Origin of the sequence: Cytobacillus oceanisediminis (assembly GCF_004366035.1) — a bacterium.
Lineage (GTDB): Bacteria > Bacillota > Bacilli > Bacillales > Cytobacillaceae > Cytobacillus > Cytobacillus oceanisediminis_C.
In genome coordinates, this window is the sequence record NZ_SOEE01000002.1 from 739,339 (window position 1) to 752,329 (window position 12,991).

Annotated in this window: 13 protein-coding genes; all 13 read right to left on the bottom strand. The window is 43.7% G+C overall.

The window, feature by feature from the left end; translation table 11 throughout:
- Nucleotides 1–61: 61 nt before the first annotated feature.
- The 13 genes from DFO72_RS07930 to DFO72_RS07990 all read right to left on the bottom strand — a co-directional run bounded on the left by DFO72_RS07930 (nt 62) and on the right by DFO72_RS07990 (nt 12,915).
- Nucleotides 62–1,231 carry a thiolase family protein gene (locus DFO72_RS07930; RefSeq protein WP_113884024.1) on the bottom strand — a complete coding sequence of 390 codons (1,170 nt, stop codon included), beginning with the start codon at nt 1,229–1,231 and terminating at the stop codon, nt 62–64.
- A 29-nt stretch (nt 1,232–1,260) separates the two neighbouring features.
- Nucleotides 1,261–2,034, bottom strand: coding sequence for an SDR family oxidoreductase (locus tag DFO72_RS07935; protein WP_113884025.1), 774 nt, complete (start codon nt 2,032–2,034; stop codon nt 1,261–1,263).
- Nucleotides 2,035–2,046: 12 nt separating this feature from the next.
- Nucleotides 2,047–3,252 carry an acyl-CoA dehydrogenase gene (locus DFO72_RS07940; RefSeq protein ID WP_113884026.1) on the bottom strand — a complete coding sequence of 402 codons (1,206 nt, stop codon included), beginning with the start codon at nt 3,250–3,252 and terminating at the stop codon, nt 2,047–2,049.
- A gap of 242 nt (nt 3,253–3,494) precedes the next feature.
- Complete coding sequence (locus tag DFO72_RS07945) at nt 3,495–3,902, bottom strand: MaoC/PaaZ C-terminal domain-containing protein (RefSeq protein ID WP_113884027.1); 408 nt, start codon at nt 3,900–3,902, stop codon at nt 3,495–3,497.
- A complete protein-coding gene (locus DFO72_RS07950; protein ID WP_110065953.1) occupies nt 3,896–4,348 on the bottom strand; it encodes a MaoC family dehydratase N-terminal domain-containing protein in 453 nt (150 codons plus the stop codon). Before DFO72_RS07950 ends, DFO72_RS07945 begins: the two co-directional genes overlap by 7 nt.
- A 24-nt stretch (nt 4,349–4,372) precedes the next feature.
- Nucleotides 4,373–5,137: a 3-oxoacyl-ACP reductase FabG gene (fabG, locus tag DFO72_RS07955; RefSeq protein WP_110065952.1), complete on the bottom strand. Its 765-nt coding sequence runs from the start codon at nt 5,135–5,137 to the stop codon at nt 4,373–4,375.
- A 33-nt stretch (nt 5,138–5,170) separates the two neighbouring features.
- On the bottom strand, nt 5,171–6,346 hold the full coding sequence (locus DFO72_RS07960) for an acyl-CoA dehydrogenase family protein (RefSeq protein ID WP_110065951.1): 1,176 nt from the start codon (nt 6,344–6,346) through the stop codon (nt 5,171–5,173).
- A gap of 232 nt (nt 6,347–6,578) precedes the next feature.
- Nucleotides 6,579–7,787: an iron-containing alcohol dehydrogenase gene (locus DFO72_RS07965; protein ID WP_113884028.1), complete on the bottom strand. Its 1,209-nt coding sequence runs from the start codon at nt 7,785–7,787 to the stop codon at nt 6,579–6,581.
- 39 nt (nt 7,788–7,826) lie between these two features.
- A complete protein-coding gene (locus DFO72_RS07970) occupies nt 7,827–9,353 on the bottom strand; it encodes a class I adenylate-forming enzyme family protein (protein WP_113884029.1) in 1,527 nt (508 codons plus the stop codon).
- A gap of 48 nt (nt 9,354–9,401) precedes the next feature.
- Nucleotides 9,402–10,346: an MBL fold metallo-hydrolase gene (locus DFO72_RS07975; RefSeq protein WP_113884030.1), complete on the bottom strand. Its 945-nt coding sequence runs from the start codon at nt 10,344–10,346 to the stop codon at nt 9,402–9,404.
- Between the two features lie 244 nt (nt 10,347–10,590).
- Entirely contained in the window at nt 10,591–11,370 is a 780-nt protein-coding gene (locus tag DFO72_RS07980; protein WP_110065947.1) for an enoyl-CoA hydratase/isomerase family protein, read from the bottom strand.
- 17 nt (nt 11,371–11,387) lie between these two features.
- Nucleotides 11,388–12,167, bottom strand: a complete 780-nt coding sequence (locus DFO72_RS07985) for an SDR family NAD(P)-dependent oxidoreductase (protein ID WP_110065946.1) — start codon at nt 12,165–12,167, stop codon at nt 11,388–11,390.
- A 181-nt stretch (nt 12,168–12,348) separates the two neighbouring features.
- Nucleotides 12,349–12,915, bottom strand: coding sequence for a TetR/AcrR family transcriptional regulator (locus DFO72_RS07990; protein WP_110065945.1), 567 nt, complete (start codon nt 12,913–12,915; stop codon nt 12,349–12,351).
- Nucleotides 12,916–12,991: the final 76 nt, after the last annotated feature.

Consider the following 12,991-nt stretch of genomic DNA (forward strand, 5'->3'; position numbering starts at 1 on the left):
TTTGTGGCTATCCTGCAAAGGGGAGACAGCTGTTTTAGCGTTTATATCTCCCCTTTTGTTATTATTCTCGCTCAATAATGGTTGCAATTCCCTGACCGCCGCCAATACAAGCCGTAATTAATGCATATCTCCCGCCTCTTCTTTCGAGCTCATACACTGCCTTTGTAATCAGAATAGCTCCTGTTGCTCCTAATGGATGCCCATGAGCAATGGCACCGCCGTTCACATTCACTTTTTCCATATCCATGTTAAGCTCACGGTTACAGGCAATAACCTGAGCAGCAAAGGCCTCGTTGATTTCAATGAGATCCATGTCGTCCAGTGTTAGCCTAGATTTCTCAAGAACTTTCCTTACTGCTGGGACAGGACCTATTCCCATGATGTTTGGATCCACCCCTGCCAAAGCTTGTTCTCTTATTACAGCCAAAGGCTTTACATCGAGTTCTGCTGCTTTCTCCCTTGACATGACAACAAGTGCAGCTGCCGCATCGTTCAGGCCTGAACTGCTGCCTGCCGTAACGGTACCTCCCTGTAAAAATGCCGGCTGCAGCTTGGATAAAGCTTCAAGTGTTGTTTGCGGGCGAGGGTGTTCATCTCTTTTAAATAGGAACGGGTCCCCTTTTCTGACAGGAATTGTAATAGGGACAATCTGTTTTTCGAAACGTCCATCTTCCATGGCATAGGCCATTTTTCTCTGGCTTGAGAGGGAGAATTCATCCTGCTCCTCCCTGCTGATTGAATATTTTTCAGCGAGATTTTCCGCTGTGATCCCCATTGGCGGATCCCCTATTTCTTTTGGGGAAAGCTGTGATTTTCTGAACCTGGGCGGGACTGGACTATAAGATTTTTCGGGGCGATCCATCAGGTACGGTGCTCTGCTCATACTTTCTATGCCGCCTGCTAGGTAAACATCGCCATTGCCCGCGCATATTGCCTGTGCTGCAAGGTTTACGGCATTGATTCCGGACCCGCACTGACGATCGATTGTCATGCCAGGCAATTCGAGGGAGAGACCAGCTTGCAAGGCCGTCAGCCTAGCGATATTCCCGCCTCCGCTAATTACATTTCCCATAATGACATCATCGATTTCACCAGGCTCAACATTTGCACGTCTTATAGCTTCTTTCAGCACTTCCGCTCCAAAGACATTCGCTGGAATTGTAGCCAGCGCACCTCCCTGCTTCCCGATTGCCGTCCTGACTGCTGACACAATGACTGCATCTCTGTTCATTTCAATTGACCTCCTTTTTGCGATTTAGTTTATAGCACATGCGTTCCGCCATCCACGACAAGAACATCACCAGTAATATAATCCGAGGCTGGAGCAGCCAAAAATACAGCTACACCTTTAAGGTCTGTATCCGAACCAAATTTCCTTAACGGAGTTCCTTCCAGAATTCCGCTGCCCCCTTTCTCCAGCAAAACTTTGGACATTTTTGTCGGGAAAAATCCCGGCGCAATCGCATTTACATAAATGCCGCGAGGCCCCCACTTTACGGCTAGGTCCTTGGTAAAAGTAATTACAGCCCCCTTACTGGAGTTGTATCCGATGGCATTCATATATTCGGGGTTAGACCCTTTAAGTCCAGCTACTGAGGCAATGTTGATTATTTTTCCGGATCCCTGCTCCAGCATCACCTTACCCGCTGCCTGCGACATTAAAAAGGTTCCAGTTACATTCACATTGATGACCTTTTGCCAGGCTTCGAGCGGCATTTCTTCGACCGGTGCCCCCCATGAGGAACCGCTGTTATTGACGAGAATATCTATGCTGCCGAATTTTTCCATGCTTTGATCGACTACATTCTTCACATCTTCAGGATTTGTGATATCACATTTTAAAGCCATGGAATTTACGCCTAGCCCCTTTAGTTTTTGGCTAACCTCTTCACATGCTTCCAGTTTTCTGGAACAAACGACGACATTGGCTCCTGCTTCAGCAAAACCTATCGCGATTTGTTCCCCCAGCCCTCTGCCGCCTCCAGTTACGATCGCGGTTTTTCCTGTTAAGGAAAATAACTCCTTCACATGCATAATCAAGCCTCCCTACATATATTTTTTCAATTCATATCGTGCAATGGCTCTCTTGTGAACCTCATCCGGCCCATCAGCCAATCTCAGCGTCCGGATATTTGCCCAAGCGGCTGCCAATGTATAGTCCTCACTGACCCCTGCTGCTCCAAATGCCTGGATAGCCCGGTCAATGACTTTTAAGGCCATTTTTGGCGCAACTACTTTTATCATCGCTATTTCAGCTTTTGCCTCTTTGTTGCCGACTGTATCCATCATGAAAGCCGCCTTGAGTGTAAGCAGCCTGGCCTGTTCAATATCAATTCTCGCTTCTGCAATCCATTCCTGGATAACCCCTTGTTCAGACAGCTTCTTTCCAAAGGCAACCCTGTCCTGAACACGCTTACACAATTCCTCTAAAGCTCGTTCTGCAGCACCGATGGTTCTCATGCAATGATGGATCCTGCCTGGGCCTAAACGCCCCTGTGCTATTGCGAATCCCTTGCCTTCCCCCAAAAGCATATTTGCTGCAGGCACACGCACATTCTTAAATTCAATTTCCGCATGTCCATGGGGTGCATGGTCATAACCGAACACAGGCAAAACCCTTTTAATCGTCACACCAGGAGTATCCAGCGGCACCAAGATCATGGATTGCTGTTCATGCTTAGGGGCAGAAGGATCATTTTTACCCATAACAATGGCAATTTTGCAGCGGGGATCACCGGCACCAGACGACCACCATTTTGTTCCGTTTATGATATACTCGTCTCTATCCCGAACGATGCTTGACTGGATGTTCGTTGCATCAGATGAGGCTACATCCGGCTCAGTCATTGAAAAACACGAGCGGATTTCTCCTCTTAGGAGCGGCTGCAGCCATTGCTGTTTTTGTTCCTCAGTCCCATAGCGGACTAAAACCTCCATATTGCCTGTATCGGGAGCTGCGCAATTGAAAACCTCAGGTGCCATACTGGATCTCCCCATAATTTCACAAAGAGGAGCATACTCAAGATTCGTCAGTCCTCCGCCATATTCGCTTTCAGGCAAAAACAGATTCCAAAGCCCCTTTTCCTTCGCCTTTTCTTTTAGGTTTTCCATGATTGGAGGAACCTTTGAAAAGCGATCACTTTTACCAATCTGCTCCTTATAAACGTTCTCATTTGGGTAGATAAACTCTTCCAAAAATTCTGTCAGCCTTGCTTCCAATTGTTTCACTTTATCGGAATGATTGAAATTCATGAATCCCACCTCTTTACTAAAATTAATCATACTGACTAGTTGGTATTTTACCAGTTTGCAATTTGTAAAGTTTTTAGTATTTTCAGACTTATTTTTCGATTTTTAGGGTCATGATTTTTTTGTTTACCGGTTTTAACAGCCTATGGAGTCTATATATGTAAGCTGAATGATAATAAACCTCATAGAGAATAGCTATATACCCAGCAATTGCTGCCGGGTATGAGCATCCTGAATTAAATTCTTTAATCGTGATAAGTATTAAAAAATACCTCTCCCTTTATTACTTCGTTGCCATTTTGGTTTACAGCCTTTACCTCGAATCGCGAGATGCTGCCATTTTTCTCTGCTAGCTCTGCTTTAAGCGTAATCACATCATTCAGGAAAACCATTCCTTTAAATCGAATTGTATAATCCTGAATAAAGCCCTCCTGATAATAAGAACTGAATAGCTTTGCCAGATTTCCCATTGTCCACATTCCATGTGCAATAATTCCCGGCAGACCAGCTTTTGCTGCTTCACTGTCAATCGTATGGATGGGGTTATAGTCGCCTGAAGCTCCAGCATATTTAATCAAAGTAAGCCGATCGACCGGTTCAAGCTGAATGTCCTCCAATTCGTCGCCTATGTGAAGCTCTTCAATTGCTACCATCCGATCAGCACCTTCCTTACCGCTTCTGTGATAATAACGGTTTGAGTTGAGGTAAAAACAACTTTTCCCATCTCGTCCTCCCCAAAGCTTTCGAGTACAAGAAACCCCATCTCGCCATGAGTTCCCTTTTTCTCAAAATAATTTTTCACCTCTGAATAGCAGATGATTTCTTCCCCAACCAGCAATGGTCTTTCGTAATGATACGTTTGTTCCCCGTGTATAAGGCCTTTGTTTGGCAGGTTGAGTCCCTCAATCGTTCCGTAATCAAACACCCTCGGAAAGGTTGGAGGGGCTATATTCCGGTTATACCTTGAATTCCTGCCCGTTTCCTCATCGACAAAAATCGGATGGAGATCACCGATTGCTTCTGCAAATTTTTTGACAGCACCACGCTCAACAATGTTTTTCACTTTTTTGGATCGCTTTCCTATATGCTGCTGGAACAATTGATCTACACCTCACTTTTATGATTAATTCTTAGGGCCCCCTGCAACGTAAATAACCTGACCGTTAACAAAGGATGAATTCTCATCAGCAAAAAATGCCACCGCATTGGCAATATCCGCAGGTTTTCCGCTTCTGCCGACTGGAATGTTTGCTACACTGGCTTTAATCAGATCATCAAAAGAAATACCAATTCTTCCGGCTGTTTCCTTTGTCATCTCTGTTTCGATAAAACCTGGAGCAACCGAATTTGCAGTAATCCCATATTTTCCAAGTTCAATAGCCAGCGTTTTTGTGAACCCCTGCAGCCCTGCCTTCGCAGCTGCATAATTTGCCTGTCCCCGATTACCAAGTGCGGAAGTAGAAGAAATATTGATGATCCGCCCATATTTTTTTTCAACCATGTATTTCTGAGCAGCCCGTGCTGCATTGAATGACCCTTTAAGATGTACATCCATGACGGTTTGCCAATCAGAATCCGTCATTTTAAATAGAAGATTATCACGGATGACACCGGCATTATTGACCAGTATATCTACTGAACCAAATGTTTCATGAACTTCTTTGAATACATCGTTAACCTGGTCAGGGTCTGTAACATCTGCAACCTTTGCCAAACAATCGTATCCTTTTTCCTGCAGCTCTTTTGCTGTTTCTCCAAGAGCTTCCTCATTCAAATCTATAAATGCGACTTTAGCCCCTTCTTCCGCAAAGAGCTGGACGACCCCTTTTCCGATTCCACGGCTTCCCCCAGTGATAAAAGCTACTCTTCCTTCAAACCTGCCCGCCATTTTCATTCCTCCCTTTCCTTTGAAAATTAATTTCTATACGAATTGGCCAAGTTTCACGTGGCCTTTTATCAGATTTCTAGCAATGATCATACGCTGGATTTCATCTGTTCCATCATAGATTCTCCACAATCTGGCTTCCCGGTACCATCTTTCAATCGGCAATTCCCTTGTATAGCCCATTCCTCCGTGGATTTGCATGACACGGTCTACAACACGGTTACCCATATTCGCGCCATATAGTTTCGCCATTGACGCCATGTGGCGGTTATCCTCACCTGCATCAAGCGTATACGCTGCATTTAGGACAAGCCATCTAGCTGCTTCAATCTCCACTGCAGAATCAGCAATCTGCCATTGAATTGCTTGTCTTTCAGCAATCGGTTTTCCAAATGTAATGCGTTCTTTCGCATATTCGATGGCCATTTGAAGCAATCTTTCTGCGGCACCAATCGCCCTCGCTCCAACCACCCATCTTGCAAACCCGATCCATTCCAGCCCCAAATTATAACCGCCATCTACTTCACCTAAAATATTTTCTTCCGGGACTCTGACATTATCAAACACGAGACTTGCCGGACCCCATTCACCCATCGTATGTATATACTCGGATTTCCAGCCCATGTCACGGTCGACGATAAAACAGGTAACGCCATCACGCCCTGTTGCCTGATGCTTTTCTTTATCAGTAATCGCAATGACCATTACAAAATCCGCTTCATTCCCGCCTGTAATAAAAGTCTTCTCGCCATTTAATATCCACTCATTGCCTTCCTTTACTGCAGTCATTCTGATATTGCGGGTATCTGAACCGGCTCCAGGTTCAGTCATTGCAAAGCATGATTTTTTCTCGCCCTCAATCGTTGGAATTAAATATTTTTGTTTCTGCTCCTCATTTGCATAGTAGAGGATATTATCAGCAGATCCGCCGAATTGAAAAGGGACAAATGTCTTGGATACTTCCATCAGTACGATCGCCATCATCATCTGTCCCAAATCGGCTCCGCCATATTGCTCTGGCGTATTGATCCCCCAGAAGCCTGCTTCCTTTGCCTTTAATTGCAGTTCTTTCAATTTACCTGGCGGAAGGCTTGGTTTTCCTTCTCTTTCATTTCTTAGGACATCATTTTCAAGTGGAATTAACTCCTTCTCAACAAACTTGCGAATCGTTTTCTGAACCATCTTTTGTTCTTCTGTAAGGCGTAACTGCATTCTTTTCACTCCTATCTAATCTTGTAAACTTTTAATTATTTTCTATTAATCTTTATGATTGAATTTTTAAATACATACCTACCGGTTGGTATGTATCACTATTCTAGATTGAAATTTCAGAAAAATCAAGCTTTTCAGCTATATTTAGCACCGTTTAACTAAAAAACTTCCACGTTTAGTATAGAAAGAACGAAATTCCAGCGACAGCCCCATAATATCAATCTGCTAAACACTATTTTATATGAATCGGGGCAACCATAAGGCCAACAGCCTGGATCAGCTCCTTCGGTATTGGAAAAGCGGCAGCTTCAGGGTCCTTTTCTACTGCATTCTCTGCTTGCTTTAGACCCTCTTCCGTAAGACTGTAAGCTGAAAAATCACTTGGAAGACCGGTGTTATGCTGAAGCAGGCGCAGTTTTTCAATGACTTTTCCTAAGACTTCCTCCCGATCCTCATTTGCACCTGTCCTGACATTCATAGCACCAGCTAGTTCTGTTATCTTAGGGAGATACAGATCTGGCAGCATTTCCATGACCACAGGCAGGAAAACGGCATTTGCCAGGCCATGGGGAATCCGAAAGAGAGCTCCATAAGCATGAGCAAAATTATGAACTGGGATGGCATTTAAGGCACAGCTAAATGCGGTAATACCCATTAAACTGGCAAAAAGCATTTCCATTCTTGCATGAATATTTTCTCCGTTTGTAACCGCGGCAGGCAGATTTTGTTCAATCAGCCTAATTGCCTGAAGTGCATGCGCATCTGTCAAGGCGGTTGCAATCGGCGAAGCCAGAGCTTCAATGGCATGTGTCAGTGCATCAAATCCTGTAAATGCTGTAATGGCAGCCGGCAGTCCGACAGTCAGCTCTGGATCCAGAACGGCTATATCAGAACTAATGTAAGGATTGATGATGTTGCCTTTCATTTTGGTATCTTCATTATAAATTACCGCAATGGGGGAAACCTCCGAACCAGTACCTGCAGTTGTAGGCATGGCAATATGCGGAATCGGAATATGGTTTGCATCTGGAAATTGTTCAAATAATATACCCTTGGGAATCACAGTCTTTATGTCTGACAATCCTTTATGCAATGCGTATTTTACCCCTTTTACCGTGTCCAGGACACTTCCGCCCCCGACAGCCAGCAGCGCATCTGCACCAACTTCCCTTGCATAAGAGACTGCGTTGTTTACCGAACTGCTCTCTGCATCCTGGGCAATCTCCAGATAAATCCCTGCTAGTTCAGGTCCAGATCCTTTTGGTGCAGATTCAAAAATTTTCGCTGTTTTTTCCACTATGCCTGCTTTCTCAAGACCCCTGTCACTAAATAGAACAACCCTTTTTGCGCCTAAACCGCGGAATAAATCAGGAATATAGGCCCGTGAATTTGAACCGCTGTAAATAACAGTGCGCTGCATAAACGGAGATACTGCTTGCATACTTTCACCTCTAAACCCTTTATAAATTTGCTGGATGCCTTACCTAGATGAAATACTGCCTGCAATAGATTCCCTTAATCTGGTCTTTAGTATCTTTCCTACACCATTTCGCGGTAACGACTCTGCAAAAATAATCATTTTCGGTGTTTTGTTTTTGGCAAGATAATCCTGGCAATATTGAATTAATTTGTCTTCAGTCACTGATGCACCTGCCTTTTTAACGACACATGCAACAATCTCCTCCCCCATTCTTTCATCAGGGATTCCTACGACAGCAGCTTCAAATACCTGTTCATGCCCATTCAGCAGCTCTTCAATATCACGCGGGTAAACATTGAACCCACCCCTGATAATCAAATCCTTTTTACGATCCACTATATACAGATAGCCATCCTCGTCTACCCTTCCCATATCCCCTGTGTGCAGCCAGCCGTTTACTAATATTCGTCTCGTTTCCTCCTCATTCTGATAATAGCCGGGAGTAACATGATCACCGCTTACAATCAGTTCTCCAACCTCTCCTGCTGGCACTTCCTCTCTATGGCTGTTTACAATTTTTATTTTCGTTCCTGGAATTGGAATTCCAACTGATCCCGGTTTTACAGCGATTTTTTTATTATGGGCAGTAACGACAGGCGCTGCTTCAGATAAGCCATAACCTTCAAGGACTTTGGCTTTGAACTTTTGTTGGAATCCGTTCAGAAGCGCAATAGGGAGAGGGGCAGAACCAGACCCAACCCATTCTAAAGAGGAAGTATCATAGTGTTCAGCATGTTCACTTGCGAGCATCGCATGAATCATTGCAGGCACCGCAGAAAATGCCTTAACCTGATATTTTTCAATGGCTTTAAACACCTTGACGGGATCAAATTTTGAGAAAACGACGACTGAACTTCCAGTTATATAGCTGACGTTAGAAATCGTAAGTCCATATACATGGGCAAGCGGCAGGACACCGATTGTTGCACCTCGTTCGGTTTCGTTATGGGCAGCGGAGTTAACAGCATTCGAATAGAGGTTTTTATGAGTTAAGAGAACACCTTTCGGATTCCCTGTAGTTCCAGAAGTGTATAATATAACTGCTGTATCTTCCTCACTGGAATCTGGAACACTCTTTAAATTTCCCGGATCACTTGACATCATATCGTAAAGATTTGTCATGCCATTTCCCGATGGAATGTCAGCGACCAGCAGGACAGGCTTGTTGTCCAGTCCCTCGAGGGCTTTTTTCATATTTTCTGCCGTGTAAGAGGAGGTAATAATCACTTTAGCTTTACAGTTTTTGATTATAAAATGAATTTCCTTTTGATGGAGGGTGAACATAATAGGGACAATGACAGCTCCGCTCCTGGTGATTCCCTGATAGGAAAATATCACTTCAGGACAATTAGGCATGCATACAGCGACACGATCGCCAGGTTCGACTCCGAGTTTATGAAGCCCATTGGCAATTTGGTCAGCAAATCTTTTTGTTTCCACATTTGAATACTGCTTTTCTTCATAATAAATAAATGGATATTCTCCAAATTCACTGACATTTCTATCAAGTAAATCCTTCAGTTTCATAGAATCCACTCCTTTTTTAAAATTGAAAGAAAGCAGAGTGACAAAACGCTATTTCAACTGATAGTAATATACTTTTTCTGTGTCCTTCCTCTCCACTTCTTGTCTTTGTTCCATTAAATCCAGGTGCCCCTGTATTTGCGAAAGCCCAAGAAAGACCGTTTTTCCTTTTAAGCGCGGGTAAAGCCCCTGACAAAGCTCAAAAACATTTTTTTTGCCGTCCTTTAACAGATGGTGAATTTGGCGACAGCGGGACTCGTGCTCAGCCAATCTTATGTCTATCACTCTATTATGCTGATTGAATGGCTTTCCATGTCCTGAAAAGCACGTTTGAAGCGGCAGTATTTTAACCCTATCTAAAGACTCCCTATACTGAATCAGCGGTTCCGGCCTCTGCCGTTCATCTGGTGGCGGGGGTTCCACGAAAGCGTTTACAGAGATTTCCTCAATTAAATGATCCCCCACAAACGCTGTACCGCTTTCAACGTTCCAAAGAAGAATATCTGTCTGGCTGTGACCGGGAACATGCATGACATAGTATGGTTTTCCCCCTATATGAATCTCGTCTCCATCACGTAAATAATAAACATCAGTCCAAATCTCTTCCTTGTATTTTCTGTTATGCTGATGCAGCATGTGATCTGCACCGCATTGCTCAATAAACTTGTTGAAAAATAAATTTATTCTCTTAAACTCTGCTTCCCCTTCTGTTATTACTCGTTTTGCTTCCTCATGGACATAAACCGGCAGCCCGGATTCCTGCTGAATCAGGCTTACACCTCCTGAATGATCGGTATGCATATGAGTTAACACGATACGGTCAAAATCCTGAAACTTTATCCCATGTTTTTTTAACTGGGATCTTAATTGAAAAAAGGACTTCTCACCCGGACTTCCTGTGTCTATAAGGGTCGCTGAATCACCCAGAACCGCATACACCATGACAATACCTTCAGAGAATGGGGATTCCAGCGTAAGCGGGACGATCTTCTCCATAAAGCATCACCCCTTTAAGTGAAGTTTAATGAGCAGGGCAGGACCCTGAACAGTGATGTGTAAAATACATTGAATTTGAAAAAGCACATTTTCTGTAACTATGAAAAATGTTTTTTATCTTCAAATTAGACAGCTTTTTTGATTGTTAATTAGCCGATTCAGCCAGCATCTCTCAGCCCATGCTCGTTACCGGCATAAATATGGAAGGGGTCCTTCTCTTTGGTCCAGACCATGTACGGACTCCTTACTTCCCTTTAAATACAGGAATTCTTTTTTCCTTGAAAGCCGTAATTCCCTCATGATGATCCTCGGTTGAAACCATAAGCGTTTGTGTAATTCGCTCCTGCTCGAGGATTTCTTCAAGAGTGGACGTTAAGGAGTGGTCGACAAGCTTTTTAATCATTCCATAAGTCATCGTTGGCCCTTCTGCCAATTGGCTGGCCATTTTCTGAGTCTCGGCCTGCAGCTTCTCCGCAGGTACAAGGCAGTTAATAACCCCCATTTGATATAGCCGTTCAGCTTTTATGGGCTCGGCTGTGAAAAAGAATTGCTTGGCCAGATGGGGTCCCAGGAGTCTTGATATAAAATAAGAGCCTCCGCCATCAGATACAAGCCCTACTTTTGAGAAGCTTAGTGCGAATTGACTGTCGTCTGCAGCAATAATCAGATCACATGCAAGCGCCAGATTGAAACCAGCTCCAGCTGCAAATCCGTGAACACCGGCAATGATTGGCTTCCCGGATTCTTTCATCGTAAGAATGCATTGATTCAGTCTGCCAATATGCTCGTAAACACCTGTTCCATTTGCCTGGCCCATGGATTTCACATCTCCTCCGGCACTGAAGGAGCGTCCTGCACCGGACAGGACAATTACTTTTATTTCAGGATTGGTCCCAGCCTCACGAATAGCTTCCGTTAAGCCAAGAATCATCTCAGGGCTGAACGCATTTAAACGGTCCGGCCTATTTAAAGTCAAGTTCAGAATTGCTCCAGTTTGATTTATGATTAAATGCTCATTTCTCATTGCATTCATCTCCCCATTTATTTGATTAACCAGCCGCCATCAACAAGGACATCCGACCCAGTCATATATGATGCCTCACTGGAAGCAACAAAGCTGATGACATTAGCTATTTCCCCTGGCTCTCCTGCCCTTCCAAGGGCCGTATTCCTCCGGATTGCTTTTACGAACTGTTCATTCTTCATTCCCTGCTCCGTTAAGGGGGTTACGGCAAATCCTGGAGAAACTGAATTTACCCTGATTCCAAATGGAGCAAGCTCAAGTGCTAACGCTCTTGTAAAATTAATTACTCCCGCTTTTGCTGCGCTGTAATGAGGAATATGTGCACCAGCCTGATGGCCGGATAAAGAGGCAATATTCACAATGGATCGGTTCTGTGTAAAATCTCCGTCTGCACCAGATGAATCAGCCATCAGCTTCCCAAGCAGCTTTGAGACAAGGAAAACACTTTTCAAATTGGTATTTTGCACAAAGTCCCAATCACTGGATGAAGTATCCATAATCTTTGAATGAACCGATCCGCCAGCATTGTTGACAAGCACATGCAAATCTCCATATTGTTCCTTTACAAAATCAGCTAATTCACGGACATCTTCTTCATCTGTAACATCTGCAGTAAAAACCTCTGCCCTCGGAATTTTATTAGACTCATTTATCTCCATGGCAGCATTCTCAAGTTTTGATGCTGTACGTCCTACTAGAATAACCCGGGCACCTTCATTGGCAAGCCTGAATGCTGCAGCTTTTCCTATGCCGCTCCCGGCACCTGTTACGAGAGCAATTGAGTCCGAAAATCTCATGTACACTCCCCCTTGTTTGATTTAGGTTTCTAACGCAACTTAAAACTGAATGTTCAGTCTTTTAAATGGATGGATGGATGACTCCTTTATATAAACTGCTGTTCCCATATCGAGTTATTTTCATACTAACCGGTAGGTATGCAAAACGCAGATAGAGGACAATGGCCCCTCGCCAGTATTCTCAATCCAGTTGAATTCCCTTCAGAATCATTTCCACAAACGTTTCGGCTATTTCACGGTCAGATGAACTGCCAGCTGGGTTAAACCAATGATAACTCCAATTTGCTGCCCCAAGAATGCCAAATGTGATAATGGAAGGATTCAAATCCTTTCGGAATTCTCCGTTTTCGATTCCACCCCGAATGATTCGTTCAACGTTGAGCCGGAATTGATCCCGCTTTGAAACAATTTGCTCCAGCCGGTCTGCACTCAAATGCCGCATTTCCCTGAAGAAAATTTTCGCAGAAGTGCCCTTTGTTTTAATGCTGCTGATCAGCATATAAACAATGTCGAAAAGTTTTTGCTTGTAGCTTAATTGCTCATCCCCAAGAATTTGCTCCTGCCGATCAAGCAATTCATTAATGTATCCAAGATGAATATCCATTAACAATTCTTCTTTACTGGAAAAATAATAATAAAATGATCCTTTAGTCACTCCAAGAGAATCGACAATATCCTGAATGGAGGTGTCTCTAAACCCTTTTTTTTCAAATAGCTTTATGCTTTGCTTCGTAATTTTTTCCTTCACTATGCTGTCCTCGCAATCTTACTAATATTTAAAAATTATACCATATCCCCCCTATTCCATTGTCCTCCAATTTAAA